This window comes from Mycolicibacterium chitae, from assembly GCF_900637205.1.
In the GTDB taxonomy this organism is placed as follows: Bacteria; Actinomycetota; Actinomycetes; order Mycobacteriales; family Mycobacteriaceae; genus Mycobacterium; species Mycobacterium chitae.
Window position 1 is genome coordinate 2,901,959 of the sequence record NZ_LR134355.1, and the last position, 18,540, is coordinate 2,920,498.

At 68.7% G+C, this 18,540-nt stretch carries 15 protein-coding genes; 8 read left to right on the forward strand and 7 right to left on the reverse strand.

The genetic code is table 11. The annotated features are described in order from the left end of the window. Positions 1–12: 12 nt before the first annotated feature. The 5 genes from EL338_RS13650 to EL338_RS13670 all read right to left on the reverse strand — a co-directional run bounded on the left by EL338_RS13650 (position 13) and on the right by EL338_RS13670 (position 8,061). Positions 13–1,836: a hydantoinase B/oxoprolinase family protein gene (locus EL338_RS13650; protein ID WP_126334242.1), complete on the reverse strand. Its 1,824-nt coding sequence runs from the start codon at positions 1,834–1,836 to the stop codon at positions 13–15. Beyond that, the gene (locus tag EL338_RS13655) at positions 1,833–3,887 is read right to left on the reverse strand and encodes a hydantoinase/oxoprolinase family protein (RefSeq protein WP_126334243.1); all 2,055 of its coding nucleotides are present in this window, start codon (positions 3,885–3,887) and stop codon (positions 1,833–1,835) included. The genes EL338_RS13650 and EL338_RS13655 overlap by 4 nt, the downstream gene beginning before the upstream one ends. Next, on the reverse strand, positions 3,884–4,504 hold the full coding sequence (locus EL338_RS13660; protein ID WP_126334244.1) for a TetR/AcrR family transcriptional regulator: 621 nt from the start codon (positions 4,502–4,504) through the stop codon (positions 3,884–3,886). Before EL338_RS13660 ends, EL338_RS13655 begins: the two co-directional genes overlap by 4 nt. A gap of 182 nt (positions 4,505–4,686) precedes the next feature. Continuing rightward, the gene (gene aspS, locus EL338_RS13665) at positions 4,687–6,501 is read right to left on the reverse strand and encodes an aspartate--tRNA ligase (protein ID WP_126334245.1); all 1,815 of its coding nucleotides are present in this window, start codon (positions 6,499–6,501) and stop codon (positions 4,687–4,689) included. 69 nt (positions 6,502–6,570) lie between these two features. Next, on the reverse strand, positions 6,571–8,061 hold the full coding sequence (locus EL338_RS13670; protein ID WP_235666141.1) for a carboxylesterase/lipase family protein: 1,491 nt from the start codon (positions 8,059–8,061) through the stop codon (positions 6,571–6,573). 83 nt (positions 8,062–8,144) lie between these two features. On the opposite strand from EL338_RS13670, the gene ypfJ reads away from it, so the two are divergent. Continuing rightward, on the forward strand, positions 8,145–9,035 hold the full coding sequence (gene ypfJ / locus EL338_RS13675) for a KPN_02809 family neutral zinc metallopeptidase (protein ID WP_126334246.1): 891 nt from the start codon (positions 8,145–8,147) through the stop codon (positions 9,033–9,035). On the opposite strand, the gene EL338_RS13680 is transcribed toward ypfJ, so the two are convergent. Both EL338_RS13680 and EL338_RS13685 read right to left on the reverse strand, forming a co-directional pair. Next, positions 9,032–9,913 (reverse strand): acyl-CoA thioesterase, encoded by an 882-nt coding sequence (locus tag EL338_RS13680; RefSeq protein WP_126334247.1) that lies wholly within the window; start codon positions 9,911–9,913, stop codon positions 9,032–9,034. The two genes, ypfJ and EL338_RS13680, sit on opposite strands and share 4 nt — an antisense overlap. Further along, positions 9,910–10,782: an LLM class flavin-dependent oxidoreductase gene (locus EL338_RS13685; protein WP_126334248.1), complete on the reverse strand. Its 873-nt coding sequence runs from the start codon at positions 10,780–10,782 to the stop codon at positions 9,910–9,912. The genes EL338_RS13680 and EL338_RS13685 overlap by 4 nt, the downstream gene beginning before the upstream one ends. 128 nt (positions 10,783–10,910) lie before the next feature. On the opposite strand from EL338_RS13685, the gene EL338_RS13690 reads away from it, so the two are divergent. From EL338_RS13690 to helR, 7 genes are all read left to right on the forward strand, one after another. Then, positions 10,911–11,567: a TetR/AcrR family transcriptional regulator gene (locus EL338_RS13690; RefSeq protein WP_126334249.1), complete on the forward strand. Its 657-nt coding sequence runs from the start codon at positions 10,911–10,913 to the stop codon at positions 11,565–11,567. Positions 11,568–11,695: 128 nt separating this feature from the next. Further along, the gene (locus EL338_RS13695; protein ID WP_126334250.1) at positions 11,696–12,925 is read left to right on the forward strand and encodes an amidohydrolase family protein; all 1,230 of its coding nucleotides are present in this window, start codon (positions 11,696–11,698) and stop codon (positions 12,923–12,925) included. Next, positions 12,922–14,070, forward strand: coding sequence for an acyl-CoA dehydrogenase family protein (locus EL338_RS13700; RefSeq protein ID WP_126334251.1), 1,149 nt, complete (start codon positions 12,922–12,924; stop codon positions 14,068–14,070). Before EL338_RS13695 ends, EL338_RS13700 begins: the two co-directional genes overlap by 4 nt. Further along, positions 14,067–15,329, forward strand: coding sequence for an acyl-CoA dehydrogenase family protein (locus EL338_RS13705; protein WP_126334252.1), 1,263 nt, complete (start codon positions 14,067–14,069; stop codon positions 15,327–15,329). Before EL338_RS13700 ends, EL338_RS13705 begins: the two co-directional genes overlap by 4 nt. Before the next feature lie 35 nt (positions 15,330–15,364). Then, entirely contained in the window at positions 15,365–15,799 is a 435-nt protein-coding gene (locus tag EL338_RS13710; protein WP_126334253.1) for a ketosteroid isomerase family protein, read from the forward strand. Positions 15,800–15,817: 18 nt separating this feature from the next. Beyond that, positions 15,818–16,294: a hemerythrin domain-containing protein gene (locus tag EL338_RS13715; protein ID WP_126334254.1), complete on the forward strand. Its 477-nt coding sequence runs from the start codon at positions 15,818–15,820 to the stop codon at positions 16,292–16,294. A gap of 53 nt (positions 16,295–16,347) precedes the next feature. Continuing rightward, on the forward strand, positions 16,348–18,537 hold the full coding sequence (helR, locus tag EL338_RS13720; RefSeq protein WP_235666522.1) for an RNA polymerase recycling motor ATPase HelR: 2,190 nt from the start codon (positions 16,348–16,350) through the stop codon (positions 18,535–18,537). The last annotated feature ends 3 nt before the right edge of the window (positions 18,538–18,540 follow it).

The following is an 18,540-nucleotide window of genomic DNA, read 5'->3' on the forward strand; positions in this document are numbered from 1 at the left end:
GAATGGGTGCGGTCAGGATCCGGCGGTCACGATGTCGTTGCGGATGTCGCGCGCAATGGCCGCCGGATCCCGTTCGGCGGCGTCACCGCAGCCGCCGCCGCCCGGCGTCTGATGAATGACGACGTCACGGGCGCCGACGCGTACACCCGCCTGCTTGCTGGAGCGGAATTCCGTGACGCCGGGCACTTCTTCGCCCACCAACCGACCCGACGCATCGACGATCCCGGCGAGAATCTCCGGTTCGCCGAAGTCGCCGCCGGCAGCCCAGATGTCCAGGGCATCGCGATGCACCGCGATGTGACCGGTGGCCCCGTTGCCACCGCCGAGCGCGCCCCGCGGTCCGATCCGGCACTGATCGAGCTGGAACGAGCTTTCGCAGTCGGCCAGCGGGACCAGGACGGAGCGGGTGGCCGGGCCTCCTCGATACTGTCCGGAACCGCCGGTGTCAGCGACGAACTCGCGTTCGAGGTGCAGGACGGGGAAGGATTCCTCTTCGAGTTCGACCGAGGTGACCACACAGTTGCCGCCCTCTTGGAACGTGTAGCAGCTACCGTCGGCCTGCGCCGTCCCGCCGAACGGCCCTTGGAACAGGTTCATCGAGATGAACGGGGTCGGCACGCCACTGCGGGTGTCGGCGCCGGCGAAGCTCATGAACAAGACGTCGTCGTAGTTCTCCGCCACGGCCATAGCCGGATCCGCCTGCGTCAGGGCCCTTTTCACCAGGTTGATCGCCTTGGCGATGAACATCGTGTGCCCTGCGTTGGTGGCCATCGGGGGTAGTGCGTGCAGGCAGGATCCCGGCGGCAGCACCACGTGGACCGGGCGATACGCACCGGCATTTGGGCTGATCGATTCCGGTAGCGCGACCTGCAGTCCCAGGTGCGCGCCGGAAACCCCGTCGGACCAGGTGCAGGCGAAGCCGCCCCACTCGTTACGCGAAGAACCGGAATAGTCGACCTCGACCTCGCCACCGCGCTTGCGTACCGTGCAGCGGATCAGCATGGGGTCGCCGTCCATGTCGTTGTCCATGTAGTCCTCGGCGGTGTAGTCACCGTCGGGAATCTCGCTCAGCGCCGCGCGCATGGCGCGCTCGGTGTGGTCGAGGGCATACTGCACCGCGCCCGCGTAGGCGTCCCGGCCGTAGCGCTCGACATAACGCAGCACCATCTCGGCGCCCAACGACAGCGCCGAATGGATGACCTGCAGGTCGTTGACGCTGATATCCGGGATTCGCGTTTGCCCGGTGAACAATTCGACGGTCTCACGCACCAGCTCTCCCTCGCGGTACAGGTGCCGCGGTGAAATCCGGATGCCCTCGGCGTACATGTCCCGCTGCAGGCCGGGGCCGAAGCCGGTCGGGATCGGTCCGCCGATGTCCAACCAGTGCGTGATGGCCGCGGCGAAGCCGACCAGTTCCTCCTCGTGGAAGATGGGCATCAGGGTGCCGACATCGTTGATGTGGCTGCCGCCGCGGTAGGGCTCGTTGAAGATGATGACGTCGCCGGGCTTGAAGTTCTCCACGCCCCAATGCTCGATGGCCATCCGCGCGTAGAACTGGTTGATCACGTAGTGCCCGGGGGCGGCCGTACCCATCGCGATGGCGTCGAAGTCCAAGTCACGCTCGGGATCTCGAGGGGCGAGCAACCCGATGCCGAAGTCGTTGACCTCACTGAGCAGCGGGCTCAGCGCCGCGGTGTTGATCTTGATCTGCATCTGCAGACCGATGTGTTCCAATGCGTGTCGAATCACCTCGGCGGTGGTGAGATCCACACCGTAGCGTGCCTCGACCTCTTGGGCGTCGAGCACCGAAACCGGCAGGGGGACAATAGCTGTCATCGGTTTTTCTCCTCGATCTCGATGATCACGTCGCCGAACTCGTTGACCGTCGCGACGTCTCCGGTGACGAGCACACCGGTGTAGGTTTGCGCCTCGATCACCGCCGGCCCGGCCACGACCTGGTGGGGCGCGAACTCGTCGGCGTTGTACACCGGTACGTCGCGGTTCAGCTGTCCCATCAAGGTGATGTCACGGCGGCGTTTCGGTTGCGCCGGTTCACTGTTGGCCAATCTGGGAGGGAACAGCCGGCGCTGGTCGGTGGAGACGGCCCGGGTCCGCAGCGTCTGGACGTAGATCGGGGCCGGCAGGCTGTACCCGAACTGGCGTTGATGCGCCGCAGCGAAGGCCTCGCTGAGATGCTGCAGGGGCTCCGGATGCGACGGATCGATCACGGCCGCGAGTTCCCATCGCTGTCCGAGGTAGGTCGCGTCGAGCCAGGCCTCTACGACGACGTCGCGGCTGCCGCGGCCACGCAGTTGCCGGATCAGCGCTTCCAGACTCGTCCGGGCCCGGGCGAAGATGTCGGCGGCGACCTCGTCGCTCACCGTCGCCATGACCGGCGTGACCTCTTCCTCGAAGGCCTGCGCGGTCAGCAGGCCGAATGCGGAGAACACCCCGGACAGCGACGGGATGACCACCCGCGGCATCTGCAGTGCGCGGGCAATCTGGGTCGCCACCAGCGGACCGGCGGCACCGTAGCTGACCAACCCGAATTCGCGCGGGTCGGCGCCGCGATAGACCGTGAGCCGGCGCACCGCCTCGGCCATGTTGTGGATGGCGACCTCGGCCGAGATGCGGGCCACGTCGGCCGGCGTCACGCCCAGCGCGGTGGCCAGCGGCGCGAAGGCAGCCTCGGCCGCCGCGACGTCGGGGAAGATCTCGCCGCCCAGCGGCACCTGCGAGTCGAGGACACCGAGCAGCAGGAAGGCATCGGTGACAGTGGGCTGGGCGCCGCCGTGGCCGTAGCAGGCGGGCCCCGGATCGCTGCCGGCGCTTTCCGGCCCCACCTTGAGTCCGCCACCGTCGTCGATCGTGATCAAGCTGCCACCCCCCGCCCCGATGCTGTGGATCTCCACCACCGGGAGGCTGACCAGCAGATCGTGCTCGATCTCGAGTTCGCGTTTCACCGAGGCTCGTCCGTCCACCACGACCGCGACCTCGGTGCTGGTGCCACCCATGTCGAAGCCCACCAGGTTGGGCATCGACAGGCGCTCGGCGTAGGCCTGCACTCCCATCACCCCGCCGACGGGCCCGCTGTTCAGGGTGGCGACCGGCCGGGACGTGACCTGTTCGGCGGTGACCAGCCCGCCATCGTTGGTCATGAACGTCAGCGGAGCCTCCAGACCGGCCTCGCGCAGTCGCCCCTCGACGCGCGTCGTATAGGAATCCATCAGCGGCTGGACGTAGGCATTGAGCACGCAGGTGGAGAACCGGTTGTACTCGCGCGGGAACGGTGCCACCTCCGCCGAGGTGCTCACGGCGATGTCCGGGAACCGGTCGCGGATCAGCTCGGCGGCGCGCTGCTCGTGTTCCGGATGCTTGTAGGCGTGCAGGAAACAGACGGCGATGCCCTGGCAGCCGTCGGCCACCAGGCGCTCCACCTCCTGCAGCAGACGGTCCTCGTCGAGGGTCATCAACACCTCGCCATCGGCCATCATCCGTTCGCTGACGGTGCGTCGACGGGAGCGCTCGATGATGGGGCGAAGCTCGTGGGGCCGGCGCCAACGCGGGTCCACCATCGCTTCGAAGGGCCGCCAGCCGCGGGCCATATCGAGCAGGTCGCGGAACCCGTGCGTGGTCAGCATGCCGATGTCCGCGCCGCGCCGCGTCAGGATGGCGTTGAGCGCGACGGTGGTGCCGTGCACGATCTGTTCGACGGGGCCCTCGCCCGGCTCGGCCTTCTCGATGGTGCGGAGCAAACCGTTGGCGAGGTCGTCGTAGGTGGTCAGCGACTTGGTGCCGATCCGTACGTGCTCACCTTCGGCCAGCACCAGGTCGGTGAAAGTTCCGCCGGTGTCGATGCCGATCCGCAGCGCCGCGTTCGAGGTCATGCCTTCTCTCCCTTGTCGTTGCCCGGAGTCCGCATGCCATAGAGCAACCGGTCGGCGAACGCGTCGGCGATCTGCTCGATCTTCATCGCGCCCTCCGGGTCGAACCAGAACGCGGTGAAGTTACATGCGCCCAGGATGGCCAATGCATCCAAATGTGCGTCCCCGGAACGAAATTCGCCCGAGTCCATACCCTCTTTGATGACGGTCTCGAAGTCCGTGCGGAACTGATCGCGGCCCTTGCCGACCGTCACCGCCATCTCTCCGGTGAGGTGCGCGTATTCGCGGAGAAACACAGTGCCCTCCGATTGGTAGACACCGGCGGTCTGCACGGTTTCGACGATCAGTGCGCGCAGTTTGTCGGTCGGCGCAGCATCGGACTCGCTGATGCGCTGGGCGGAGTCGCGGAGCTTGATGGCAAAGCGTTCGTGCAGCGCATACAGCAACGTCTCCTTGCTCGCCACGTGGTAGTAGAGGCCGGCCTTCGTCATGCCGGCCTCTTCGGCGATTTGGCGCAGCGAAGCGTTGGCGAATCCTTCGCGTTCCATCACGCGGGCGGCCGCGACGAGGATACGTTCGGGTATCTGCGGCTTCTCGCCGGTGATGTCGGAGTCGGTCATCGGTTCCCCTTCCGGTTACTTTACCGGCCGGCCGGTAAAGTCTTGAGGGGAACGCTAACCAGCACGCACCGCCGGTGTCAAGGGGTCAGTGCGATCGAAGTCGCGACAGCGTCATCAAATCCGCGCTACGCCTACAGATTTCGCGCAGCACGGAACCCAGGTTGTGTTGGGTGTGGCCGAGCTCAGGCCTTCTCGGCCGGCTCCGGCTTGGCGTCGATGCCCGATTCCTTGCGCTGCTGCGCGGTGATCGGGGCGGGCGCATCGGTCAGCGGGTCGACCCCACCGCCGGTCTTGGGGAACGCGATTACCTCGCGGATCGAATCCTCGCCGGCCAGCAGCGCGGTGATGCGGTCCCAGCCGAACGCGATCCCGCCGTGCGGGGGCGCGCCAAAGGTGAAGGCGTCCAACAGGAATCCGAACTTGTCCTGCGCCTCGGCCGAGTCGATGCCCATCATCTCGAAGACGCGCTCCTGCACGTCGCGGCGATGGATACGGATCGAACCGCCACCGATCTCGTTGCCGTTGCAGACGATGTCGTAGGCATTGGCCAGCGCCGTGCCCGGGTCGGTGTCGAACGTCGACTCCGACTGCGGCTGCGGTGCGGTGAACGCGTGGTGCACCGCGGTCCAGGCACCGGAGCCCACCGCCACATCGCCGGCGGCCTGGGCGTCGTCGGCCGGCTCGAACAGCGGCCAGTCCACCACCCAGGCCAGCGCCCACGCGTTCGGATCGATCAGGTCGAGACGCTTGGCGATCTCGATTCTGGTGGCGCCCAGCAGGGCGCGCGCGGACTTGGCCGAACCGGCGGCGAAGAACACGCAGTCGCCGGGCTTGGCCCCGACGTGGGCGGCCAGGCCGTCGCGCTCGGCGTCGGACAGGTTCTTGGCGACGGGTCCGCCCAGCGTGCCGTCCTCGGCGATCAGCACGTAGGCCAGCCCCTTGTGGCCGCGCTGCTTGGCGAACTCCTGCCAGCCGTCGAGCGTGCGGCGCGGCTGCGAGGCCCCGCCCGGCATGACGACGGCGCCCACGTGCGGCGCCTGGAACACCCGGAACGGGGTGTCGGAGAAGTAGTCGGTGCAGTCGACCAGTTCCACCCCGAAGCGCAGGTCGGGCTTGTCACTGCCGTAGCGCCGCATGGCCTCGGAGTGGGTGATCCGCGGCAGCGGGGTCGGCAGGTCGTAGCCGATCAGCGCCCACAGCGCCTTGAGGATCTCCTCGGACACCGCGATGACGTCGTCGGCCTCGACGAAGCTCATCTCCAGGTCCAGCTGGGTGAACTCGGGCTGGCGATCGGCGCGGAAGTCCTCGTCACGGTAGCACCGGGCGATCTGGTAGTAGCGCTCCATGCCGGCGACCATCAGCAGCTGCTTGAACAGCTGCGGGCTCTGCGGCAGCGCGTAGAACGAACCGGGCTGCAACCGGGCCGGGACCAGGAAGTCGCGGGCCCCCTCGGGGGTCGAGCGGGTCAGCGTCGGGGTTTCGATCTCGACGAAATCGTGCCGCTCGAGCACCGCACGCGCGGCGGCGTTGACCTTGGAACGCAACCGGATTGCCCGGCCGGGCCTCTCCCGGCGCAGGTCCAGGTAGCGGTAGCGCAGCCGCGCCTCCTCGCCGGCCGTCTCATCGAGCTGGAACGGCAGCGGCGCACTCTCGCCGAGCACGGTCAGCGACGAGGCGTTGACCTCGATCTCGCCGGTCGGGATCTCGGCGTTGGTGTTGCCCTCCGGCCGGATCTCCACCACACCGGTGACGGCCACGCAGAACTCCGCGCGCAACCGGTGCGCCTGGGCGAGCACCTCGGCGTCGCGGAACACCACCTGCGCCACGCTGGGCCCGCTTCCCGACTCGCTGCGCTCCTGCCCTCCGGTGCCGCCATCACGTAAATCGATGAAGATCACGCCGCCGTGATCGCGACGGCGCGCGACCCACCCGGCCAGGGTGACCGTCTGGCCGGCGTCGGCGGCACGCAACGAACCGGCGGTGCGGGAGCGCAGCACTGAGGTACTCCTCTTTCAGGCGTATGAGACGAAGGATCAGTCTAGGCGGCGGGCCTCCGACCGCCCCCATCAGTACAGGCCTTCCCACGCGGTGCGCCGGGTGTGGTCGGGGTCGCCGACGGTGATGTCGCGCGTGCTGCGGATGACGCGGGTCGCCCGCCGCGGCACGTCATAGTGCGGCCAGGGCGCGGGGTTCGGACCGGTGGCGAAGTCCAACCAGGTGCGCTGCATCCGCCGGCCGACCGAGGGTTGCACCTGCCGGCCCAGCGGGTGCAGCTTGCGGCCCAGATAGGAGCCGTAGCTGTGCTGGATGTGCACGATCTCACTGCCGTGGGTGGCGCCCAGCCCCAATGCCCGCAACGTCCAGGTGGTGTGGTCGAAGCGGTAGACGTAGGTATCGCCGTGTTTGCTGTAGGCGTCGGCGAAGGCCCACGTCGGCGCGCCGAAGGTGGCGTCGGAGCCGACGGCGATCAGCGCCCGCCGGCGCGGGTAGGCCGGATAGGCGGCCAGCACGCGGTCCTTGGCCTCGGGGTCGACGCGGGTGAAGAAGGTGTCGATGTTGGCCGGTGTGGTCGGCAGCATCGGCGGCTTGGACCAGGCGAACATCGATGCCTCGTGACTGTTGGTGCCGATGATCAACGGGACCTCGGCGACGGCCCCGACCCGCGCGGCGTCGATGGGGTGCCGCGGTAACAGGTCCACGCCGTGGGTCAGCCCGTAGGCCAGCGTGGGAGTCGTTGCGACGCTGTGCAATTGCTGCGTCCCGGCCGCGCGACGCAACGCCTTCTGCGGCATCCGTTTGAGTTCGCCGGCGCCGACCCCGACCTCGTGCAGGAACCGGTCGGCCTGCTCGGCGCGGCTGTCGTAGTCGGCGATCAGCGGCAATGCGGGACTCTGGGCGATGGCGCGGTGGAACAGGCCGTCGGCGGCGGGGCTGGCCAGTAGCGCCAACACCGATGTCGCCCCGGCGGATTCACCGAAGACGGTCACCCGGTCCGGGTCACCGCCGAAGCCCGCGATGTTCTCCCGCACCCAGCGCAGGGCCGCGATCTGGTCGCGCAGGCACAGATTGTCGTCGAAACCCTCGCCCAGCGAGCCCAGTTCGAAGCCGCCGAACACGCCGATGCGGTAGGTGACGTTGACGACGACGACGTTGCCGTTGGCGGCCAACCGGGAGCCGTTGTACAGCTGCAACTGACCCGCGCCGTAGACGAAGGCGCCGCCGGGGATCCACACCATCACCGGCAGCGAACCGGTGGTGTCCGGCGACCACACCGTGAGCGTCAGGCAGGCCTCGTCACGCACCTTGGGGTCGTCGCGACCGCCGCCGACGAAGGAGCGCCCCTGCGGCGGCAACGGCCCGTGCTCGATGGCGTCACGCACTCCCGACCAGGGCGTCAGCGGCGCCGGCGCGGCGAACCGGCGCTGCCCCAGCGGTTGTTCGGCGTACGGGATGCCCCGCCACACCCCCACCGCGCCGTCGGAGTCGCCGCGAACGGCGCCAGCGGACGTCTGCACCACGCGGGGGGCGGTGATGGTGCCTTTCGGATTGCCGGACACACCCTGAATCGTATGTGCAAAGCTATGTCCGTTGGGGCCCGGCAAACAGCCGGGACGCCGGAGCGCGCGGATGGAGAGTGCCCATGACCTTCAGTGAAGGGATGCGGATCGACACCAGCACCACCACCACGAGCGGCGGCGGCGGTCGGGGTGGTCGCGGCATGGCCATCGGCGGCGGCCTCGGCGGCCTGGTGGTGCTGCTGATCGCGCTGTTCCTCGGCGTCGATCCGGGCAACGTGATGAGCCAGCAATCCCTGGATACCCAGGGCGTCGAGGCGCCCGGATTCGACGTCAGCCAGTGCCGCACCGGCGCGGACGCCAACAGCATCGTCGAGTGCCGGGTGATCGCCACCGGCAACTCCCTGGACCACATCTGGGGTCAGCTGCTGCAGGGGTACACCCGTCCCAATCTGCGCCTGTTCAAGGGCGAGGTGAGCACCGGATGCGGTCCGGCCACCTCCGACGTCGGGCCGTTCTACTGCCCCGCCGACCAGACGGCCTACTTCGACACCGACTTCTTCGAGGTCCTCAAGACCCAGTTCGGCTCCACCGGCGGCCCGTTGGCCCAGGAGTATGTGGTCGCCCACGAGTACGGACACCACGTGCAGCACCAGCTGGGGAATCTGGCCCGGGCGCAGCGCGGCCCGACCGGCGCCGAGAGCAACGCCGTGCGGGCCGAGCTGCAGGCCGACTGCTTCGCCGGGGTGTGGGCGCACTACGCGGCCATCACCAAGCAGCCCGGCACCGACGTCAACTACCTGGAACCGTTGAGCGACCGCGACATTGCCGACGCGCTGTCGGCCGCCGAAGCGGTCGGCGACGACCGGATCCAGCAGACGGCCACCGGCCGGGTCAACCCCGAGTCCTGGACGCATGGGTCCTCGGCGCAGCGTCAGCACTGGTTCACCGTCGGCTATCAGACCGGCGATCCGAACCAGTGCGACACCTTCAGCGCCGCCAACCTCGGCGGTTAGAGGCGGGACTGCTCCGCGATCGCCGTGTCGGCGGTGCGCAGCGGACGGATCAGCGCGTCCTGGCTGAACGACGCCAACAGCGCGCCGTCTTCGGTGTGCACGGTGCCGCGCACGTAGGACATACCGGCGCCGACCTGGGTGCTCTCGTGGGAGTAGAGCAGCCAGCCGTCCCAGCGCACCGGCTCGTGGAAGCTGATGCTGATCGTCATCGGCGCGGTGGAGACCGTCAGGTGTGCCTGGCTGGTGCCGATGCCCTCGTGGGCCCGCATGGTGGTCGAAATGCCAAGGTGGCCGGTGAAGTACGCGATCAGCGCCTTGGCCAGGTCGTCACGTTGCGGGATCGGGTCGTACTTGAGCCAGGCGTGGATCTCCGGCGGGCCGACCTCGTCGGGGCTGTTGACGTCGACGATGTCGACCAGGCGTAGCTCGCGCCCGACCATCGGCATCTCGGAGACGTTGGACTCGGCCGGCGACTTGACGTCGGGCCGCGGCAGATGGTGGGTGATGACGTCGGGCGTCGGCACGTCGCACAGCACGGTGATGGTGATGCACCGCTTGCCGTTCTGCAGCGCGGTGACCACGGCGGTGGCCGTCGAGCGCCCCTCCTGCACCACGTCGATGGCCAATTCCACTGGGGCGCCGACCATCACCACGCGGCTGAACACGGCGTACGCCGAGCGCAACGACTTCTCCGGGAAGCGCTTGGCGACCGCGACCAGAGCCTGGGACAGGACCTGACTGCCCTCGACCACCTGCCGCTCGTCCTCCCCGGACGGGCCGGTGGGCGCGGCGAACCGATCGGCCTCGGTCGACTCGACGTCGAAGAGGTCGACGAGCCCTTCGACCGTCCAGACGATCTGATTGGATTCCGTTGTCACGCTGTGCTTCCTCCTGATCGGGCGATGACTTTCATTACCGTGTCCGCGAATTCGGCCAGGGTGGCCGGGGCGGCAAAATCTGCGAACCAGACGTAGAACCGCTCGACGCCCTTGTCGATCAGCGCACCGAAGTGCTCGACCAACTGCGGCGCCGTGCCACACACCAGACCGTCACCGAGGTGACCGAAGCGACGGTGGGCCGCCTCGGCGACCGCGCCGGCGTCCGCCTGCGCACCGGCAAAGCCGACCATCTGCTGCATCGATACCCGTGCGTCACCGACTGTCGGCAGCAGCGCATCGAGGCGCTCCAGTTGATGCGAGGGGATGTTCCACCAGTCCGCGTACTTGCGGGTCAGTTCGAGGGTGGTCTTCCCCGTCCCGCCGAGGAGCAGCGGAATGGGTTGGGCGGGAACGGGTTCCTGCGTGCGCTCGGTGACGCCGTCGCTCCCCCAGCACTCCCGGATCAGCGCCACGTCGGCGGCCAGTCGACGCGCCCGCGCCTTCGCGTCGTCCCCATCGTCGATCCCGAATCGGGCGAACTCCGCGGGCCACGAGCCCGACCCCAGGCCGAGTTCGAAGCGGCCGCCGGAGGCCTCGGCCAGCGTGACGGCCTGCTTGGCCAGCACCGCCGGATGCCGGAACCCGTCGCACAGCACCAGGTGGCCGATCTTGAGTCGTTCGGTGCGCGCGGCCACCCAGGTCGCGATTGTCATTGCCTCCCAGATGCTTTGATGGGTGGCGCCAGGTGGCTCAAGGTGGTCGATGAAGGCGATGCCGTCAAATCCGTTGTGCTCGGCGGTCTGTGCGCGCAGCACCACGTCGTCGATTCCCATCCGCACCTGCGGCAGGAAAAGAAACCATTCGGCCATGGGTCCAAGACAGTAACCTTCGACTGCCACGCGCGCTAGGCACTCGCACAGCGAGTGGGCAAACCGGTACCCTCGGGCACCACACGCGCGGTCCTTCCGGCGCCGCGCACGACCGGTAGGGGTGGGCGATGGCCAAGGTGAGCGGAGCCGAATCGCGGCAACCGCAGGCCGACCACGCGCCTGCTGCCACCGATCCGGCGCGCGCAAAATCGCAGGCGCGTGCGCAGAGTTTCATGCGTTCGGCGCTGGCGATCCTCGGCGAGACGGGCCGCACGGACTTCACCGTGCTGGAGGTCGTCGAGCGGTCCAAGACCTCGCTGCGGGCGTTCTACCAGCACTTCGCAACCAAGGACGAACTGCTGCTGGCGTTGGTCGAGAAGATCATGGCCGACGCCACCGAGCGGTGGGCCGCCGAGACCGCGGATCTGCCCAGCGACGAGGCGCTGCGCCTGCTGGTCGACCGGGTCAGCGCGCCCGCGGAGTCCACCACGCAGGAGGGCATCAACCGCGGTCTGACGTACTACAACGACCACCTGCTCGAGACCCGCCCCAAGGAGTTCGCCAAGGTGCTCGCACCGCTGAACCGGCTGGTCATCGACATCCTGCGGCGCGGGATCGCCGACGGCGTGTTCCGGTCCGACCTGGACGTGGCCACCGACGCCACGATCCTGATGCACACCGCGCTGGGGGCGCTTCGGCTACGCGATCTGGGCGCCGAACTCAACGGCGTGCCGATCGACGGCCGGCACGTCTACGAATTCAGCCTCCGCGGCCTGCTGAAATAACCCCTGATCAGGGACAACGCTGGGCGTCAATCGCTTCTGGCAGCGGTACGACACCGCGTGGTAATCTCGTTACCAGTGCCGGTAATGCCATTACCGCTTACCGATAAACGACATGCCAGGAGCCCAACATGCCGTCACGGAATCTCGACTATCCGGTGTTCGACGCCGACAACCACTTCTACGAGCCGCAGGAAGCCCTGACTCAGTTCCTGCCCGAAAACCGCAAGGGCGTCATCGATTACATCGATGTGCGCGGCCGGACCAAGATCGTCGTGCGCAACCAGATCAGCGACTACATCCCCAACCCCACCTTCGAGGTGGTCGCCCGCCCCGGCGCCCAGGAGGAGTACTTCCGGCACGGCAGCGGCGGCAAGAGCTACCGCGAGGTGATGGGCAAGCCGATGAAGGCGATCCCCGCCTTCCGCAATCCCGAAGCCCGCCTCGAGGTGCTCGACGGTCTGGGCCTGGACTACACGATCATGTTCCCCACCCTGGCCAGCCTGGTCGAGGAGCGACTCAAGGACGACCCGGACCTGATCCTCGACATCATCCACGCGCTCAACCAGTGGATGTACGAGACCTGGTCGTTCAACTACTCCGATCGCATCTTCTCGACGCCGGTGATCAACCTCGGCGTGGTCGACCGCGCCCTCGAGGAGCTGGAGTGGTGCCTCGAGCGGGGCGCCAAGACCGTGCTGGTCCGGCCCGCGCCGGTGCCGGGTTACCGCGGCAGCCGCTCGATGGGCCTGCCCGAGTTCGACCCGTTCTGGGACGCCTGCGTCAAGGCCGGCATCCCGGTCTGCATGCACGCCTCCGACAGCGGCTACGCGCAGTACCTCAACGACTGGGAACCCGCCGACGAGTTCCTGCCGTTCAAGCCGACCTCGTTCCGCATGGTGGCCATGGGCAAGCGCCCGATCGAGGACACCATGGCCGCGCTGGTCTGCCACGGCGCGCTGACCCGCAATCCGGACCTACGCATCCTGTCGGTGGAGAACGGCGCCTCCTGGGTGCCCTACCTCTTCTACCAGTTCAAGGACGTCTATTCGAAGATGCCGCAAGAGTTCCCGGAGGATCCGATCGAGGCCTTCAAGCGGTGCGTGTACGTCGCCCCGTTCTGGGAGGACAACTTCAAGCAGATGGCCGACCTGTGCGGCATCGACCGGGTCATCTTCGGTTCGGACTGGCCGCACCCGGAGGGCCTGTCCGATCCGATCAACCTGGTCGACGACCTGGAGCGCCACGGCCTCGACGAGGAGGGCATCCGAAAGGTCATGGGCGGCAACCTGGTCGACCTGTTCAAGGTCGAGAACAAGAAGGTGCACAACCCCGACGTGCCGGCCCTCGTCATCGCATGACCGACCTCGCCGCCAACCCGGAACAGCTACTGTTCGCGTCCACCACGCGGGCCTTCCTGGACAAGGAAGCGTCGCTGGCCCACGTGCGCGGGCTGCATGACGCCGGAACCTCGTTCGAGTCCGCGTGGTGGCAGCGCGCCGCCGAATTGGGGTGGGCCAGCCTGCTGGTCCCCGAAGAACTCGGCGGCGGAAGCGTTTCCGGCGACGGGGTCGCCGACCTTGCCCTGGTGGCCGAGCAGATCGGAACTTCGGTGGCCCCTGGACCGCTGCATCCGGTGAGCACCGTGCTCGCCGCGCTGACCGAGGCCCCCGAGGGCCACGAGGACACCATCGAGGCGCTGGTCTCCGGTGAACTGGTGGCGTCCTGGGCGGTCTACGAGCCGCGGCGGCCGCTGAGCCTGCGGGACGACGCCGAGATCACCACCACCGCAACGCCGACCGACGCCGGCTTCCGCATCGACGGCGTCAAGGACCGGGTCGAGGCGGGCGCCGAGGCCGGTGCGCTGCTGGTGCTGGCCCGCTGCGACGGCGCGCTGCGCCAGTTCGTGGTGCCGACCGACGCGGCCGGGGTCACCGTCACCGCCCAGGAGTCGGTCGATCTGGTCAAGCGTTACGCCCGAGTCGAATTCGACGGCGTGACCGTGGACGCGTCGGCCGCGGTGGGCGACGCCGCGCAGACACCGGCGATCCTGGAGCGGCAACGTCAGATCGCGCTGGTCCTGCAGTGCGCCGAGATCGTCGGGATCCTCGACGCGGTGCTGACCATGACCAATCAGTGGCTGACCGACCGGCACAGCTTCGGCCGGCCGCTGGCCTCCTATCAGGCCCTCAAGCACCGCGCCGCGGACATGAAGATGTGGTTCGAGGCCGCGCGCGGCACCACCGCGGGTGCGGTCGCCGCGGTGTCCGCCCGGGCCGCCGACGCGCCGCTGCTGGTCAGCGTCGCGAAAGCCTATGTGGCCGAACGCGCCCCGGTGATGTTGCAGGACTGCGTGCAGTTGCACGGTGGCATCGGCGTGACGTGGGAACACGATCTGCACCTGTACCTGCGCCGGGTGTCGCTGTACCGGGCCATGTTCGGCTCCCCGGAAGACCATCACCGCGCCGTGTACGCCCTGAGTAGGAAGTCGGATACGTCCTCATGACCGAGACGGTGACAGCGCCCGAGACCACCGAGTCGGTGGCGGAGTTCGCCGCCCGCGCCCGTGCGTGGCTGGCCGAGAACATGCCGCGGATCGATCCGGACAATCCGCCGTTCTCCGTACGCGCCGACCAGCAGTCCTGGGACCGTGCCAAGGAACTTCAGCAGCGGTTGTACGCCGGCGGTTTCGCGGGCATCTGCTTCCCCCGCGAGTACGGCGGCCTCGGCCTGGATTTCGCCTACCAGAAGGCGTTCAACGACGAGTGCCGCTGCTACGAGATGCCGTTGATCCTCAACACGCCGTCGTTCACCATCTGCGCCGCGACCATCCTCGACGTCGGCAGCGAGCAGCAGAAGCGGGACCGCATCTCGGCGGCCATCCGGGGCGACGAGATCCTGGTGCAGCTGCTGTCCGAGCCCAGCGGCGGCTCCGATCTGGCCGGGGTGATCACCCGGGCGGACCGCAAGGACGACAAGTGGATCATCAACGGCGCCAAGACCTGGAGCACCAGCGCCTTCGCCGGTGACTACGGGTTGATGCTGGCCCGCACCGACTGGACCGTGCCCAAGCACCAGGGCCTGACGATGTTCCTGGTGCCGCTGAACGCACCGGGGATCACCATGCGGCGCATCAAGGAGGTCAACGGCAACGAGGAATTCTGCGAGGAGTTCTTCGACGGCCTCGAACTCGGCGACGACGCGGTGGTCGGCGACGTCAACGACGGTTGGACCGTGGCCAGCCGCCAGCTGCACCACGAGCGCCGGGCCGTGGGCGGCGGTTCCGAGTTCGCCAGCGGCACCGGCGCCGAGAACGCCAACGAGATGCCGCCGGATCACGTCCGGTTGGCCGAGCTCACCGGCCAGGGCGACGATGCGCGGGTGCAGGACCTGGCCGGGCGCGCGCTGGTGCGCCGGCTGGTCAAGAAGCAACTGATCGACCACGTGGGTGCGGCGATCGCCAACGGCTCCCTGCCGCCGAACGCGGGCACGCTGATCCGGTTGTTCCACGCCGAGACCACCGAACTCGAGGTCGACACCGCGCTGGCCATCGCCGGCACCGCGGGTGTCGTCGACGAGGGCGGCGAGCTGGCCGGGATGCTCGACATCGGGGTGCGCTACCTGTCGCGGCAGACCGGATCGCTCGGCGGCGGCAGCAGCGAGATGGCGCGCAACGTCATCGGCGAACGCGTGCTGGGGTTCCCCCGCGAATTCGCCGCCGACCGCGGCGTGCCGTTCAACGAGGTCAAACGCGGACGATCCTGACAGCGCCGCGGGTGAGCGAACGTAAAGTATCGGCCATGACCGACACCAGCACCGACATCTCCCCCGCCCTGGCGGCATCCCAGGCGTCCTGGGCTGCGGTCCACGCCAACGACCGGGAGGCGTGGCTGGCGCTGATGGCCGACGACGTCCTCATCGAGGATCCCATCGGCCAGGCGCCCACCAACGCCGACGGCACCGGGGTGCGCGGCAAGGAGAAGGTCTACGAGTTCTACGACAACACCATTGCCAAGGCCGTCGCCCGCCGGATCACCTGCGAGGAGACGTTCCCGTCGAGCTCGCCGCAGGAGATCGCGCACATCCTGAACCTGCACTTCGAGTTCGAGGGCGGCGTCACCAGCGACGTCCGCGGGATCTTCACCTACCGGGTCGACGAGGCCGGTCTGCTGACAAATCTGCGCGGCTACTGGAACATGGACGCCATGAAGTTCGGTCAGGTCGAGCAGCGCTGATCCGCGAGGGCACGCGTCGTGTGTCAGTACTGTGGATGCCGGGACATCCCCCTGCTGCGGGACTACATCGCCGAGCACGAGCGCGTCATCAACCACGGCGGCGCGGCCATCAGCGCCTTCGATGCCGGTGACTATCCGCGGGCGCGCACCGAACTGGCCGCGATGGCCGCGGAACTGCGTTCGCACTGGCTCGGCGAGGAGACCGGCCTGTTCGCGGTGATGGGCCGCGACGAGATGTTCCGTGAGCACATCACGCCGCTGATCGCCGAGCATCGCGAACTCGGCGCGCTGCTCGACACCGTCGATGTCACCCGCGCCGAAGACCGCGACCGGGTCCGGGTGGCCTTCGACGAACTGTACGAACACATCGCCAAGGAGGAGGACGGGCTGTTCCCGGCGGCCCTGACCAACCTCGACGGCGACGAATGGGACACCGCGATCGCTGCCTGGCATCGAGCGCACCCCGGCCGGTCGATGATCGCCGAGGGACAATAGGACGAGCAGGCGCTCCGGCAGCGCAGCACTCGCGCACGAAGGAGCACAGGACAATTCAGGGATACGACGCCGAACTGCGCCGCGAGCGCGGTTATGTGGCCGACCTCTACGCCCGCCTCGACGAGGAGCGGGCCCGCGCCAAACAGCGACACCGCGAGGCGCTGCGCGCCCCGATCGACGCCCAGGACGGCGGCACGCTGGTACACCGCGACGCCGAGGTGCGCGCGATGACCCAACGCATCCAGCGCCTCGACGTGGCCGACGACGGACTCTGCTTCGGCCGGCTGGACACCGAGACCGGGGAACGCCGCTACATCGGCCGCCTCGGTCTGTTCGACGACGAGGATTCCTACGAGCCGCTGCTGCTGGACTGGCGTGCCGCGGCGGCGCGCGCGTTCTACGTCGCGACCGCCGCCAGCCCGGAGGGCATGCGGCGTCGCCGCCAGTTCCACACCCGCGGACGGCAGATCGTCGACTTCACCGACGAGTTGCTCGGCCGGCCCGACGCCGAGGAGGCCACCGGCGATGCCGCGCTGCTGGCCGCCGTCAACGCCCCGCGGGGCGAGGGCATGCGCGACATCGTCGCGACCATCCAGGCCGAGCAGGACGAGATCATCCGCCTCGACCACCCCGGGGTGCTGGTCATCGAGGGCGGTCCGGGCACCGGCAAGACCGTCGTCGCGCTGCATCGTGTCGCCTACCTGCTCTACACCCAGCGGGAGCGGATGGAACGCCACGGCGTCCTGGTCGTCGGCCCCAACCCCGCCTTCCTCGATCACGTCAGCCGGGTGCTGCCGTCGCTCGGCGAGTCGAACGTGGTGTTCATGACGCCCGGCGATCTGGTGCCCGGGCTGCGGGTGACGGCCGAGGACGGGCCCGAGGCCGCCCGGCACAAGGGTTCGCGCAAGATCCTGGGCGTGCTGGCCGCGGCCATCGCCGATCATCAGCGCGTCCCGGTCGAGCCGCTGCCGATCGAACTGGCCGACGTCGACGTGCGCATCGATGCCGAGACCGCGCAGTGGGCCATCGAGGAGGCCCGCGCCAGCGAACTGCCGCACAACGAGGCCCGCGCGGTGTTCATCGACGTCGTCACCTGGGTGCTCACCGAGCGGGCGATTGCCAGGATCGGGCGCGGCTGGTTGACCCGCGACGACAAGGCCGCCTGGGAACATCTGCGCGCCGAACTGCTCGACGAACTCGACGAACACGCCGGGTTCGCGGCCGCGCTGGACCAGCTGTGGCCGACCCTGACCCCGCAATCCCTGCTGGCGCAGCTCTACACCAGCCAGGAGAGGTTGCGCGCCGCCGGCGCGGACCCGTCGCTGTTCCGGGCCGACGGCGAGGCCTGGACAGTCTCGGATGTGCCGCTGCTCGACGAGCTGGTGGATCTGCTGGGCCGCGGCAAGGAGGCCGAGGCTGCCGAGCGGGCCGCCGAGGCCGAACGCCGGGAGGAGGCCGCCTACGCGGCCGGCGTGCTGGACCTGATGATCGACCGCGAGGACCTGATGGACGACGAGGACCACCTCATCGCCCAGGACCTCATCGGCGCCGAGGACCTCGCCGACCGGTTCACCGAACGCGACCACCGCGAACTGGCCGAACGCGCGGCCGCCGACCGGGACTGGACCTACCGGCACGTCGTGGTCGACGAGGCCCAGGAGCTGTCCGAGATGGATTGGCGGGTGCTGATGCGCCGCTGCCCGGGCCGATCCTTCACCGTCGTCGGCGATCTGGCCCAGCGCCGTTCGGCGGCCGGGGCAACGTCGTGGGGCGCGATGCTCGATCCGTACGTGGCCGGCCGCTGGGAGTACCGCCCGCTGTCGGTCAACTACCGCACGCCGGCGGAGATCATGGCGGTCGCCGCGACCGTGCTCGCCGACTTCGCGCCCACGGTCCGGCCCCCGGAATCGGTCCGAGCCACCGGGGTGCCGCCCTGGTCACGACAGGTGCGGGACGACGACGAGATGGTCGCCGCGGTCGAGGCATTCGTCGCCGAAGAAGCCGGGCGCGAGGGCACCAGCGTGGTGATCGGACCGGCCGACGTGCCGGGCGCGGTGGCACCCGCCGACATCAAGGGCCTCGAGTTCGACGCCGTCCTGGTCGTCGAACCCGAGCGCATCCTCGCCGACGGGCCGCGCGGCGCGGCCGAACTCTACGTCGCGCTCACCCGCGCGACGCAGCGCCTCGGCGTCCTGCACCGCGATCCGCTGCCCGAAGCCCTTGCCGGGCTGGTTAGGGGCTAGCAC

Coding starts and splice junctions, on each gene's coding strand:
- EL338_RS13650 (WP_126334242.1), bottom strand. CDS start 1,836: ATGACAGCTATTGTCCCCCTGCCGGTTTCGGTGCTCGACGCCCAAGAG.
- EL338_RS13655 (WP_126334243.1), bottom strand. CDS start 3,887: ATGACCTCGAACGCGGCGCTGCGGATCGGCATCGACACCGGCGGAACT.
- EL338_RS13660 (WP_126334244.1), bottom strand. CDS start 4,504: ATGACCGACTCCGACATCACCGGCGAGAAGCCGCAGATACCCGAACGT.
- ypfJ (WP_126334246.1), top strand. CDS start 8,145: ATGACCTTCAGTGAAGGGATGCGGATCGACACCAGCACCACCACCACG.
- EL338_RS13685 (WP_126334248.1), bottom strand. CDS start 10,782: ATGGCCGAATGGTTTCTTTTCCTGCCGCAGGTGCGGATGGGAATCGAC.
- EL338_RS13690 (WP_126334249.1), top strand. CDS start 10,911: ATGGCCAAGGTGAGCGGAGCCGAATCGCGGCAACCGCAGGCCGACCAC.
- EL338_RS13695 (WP_126334250.1), top strand. CDS start 11,696: ATGCCGTCACGGAATCTCGACTATCCGGTGTTCGACGCCGACAACCAC.
- EL338_RS13700 (WP_126334251.1), top strand. CDS start 12,922: ATGACCGACCTCGCCGCCAACCCGGAACAGCTACTGTTCGCGTCCACC.
- EL338_RS13705 (WP_126334252.1), top strand. CDS start 14,067: ATGACCGAGACGGTGACAGCGCCCGAGACCACCGAGTCGGTGGCGGAG.
- EL338_RS13710 (WP_126334253.1), top strand. CDS start 15,365: ATGACCGACACCAGCACCGACATCTCCCCCGCCCTGGCGGCATCCCAG.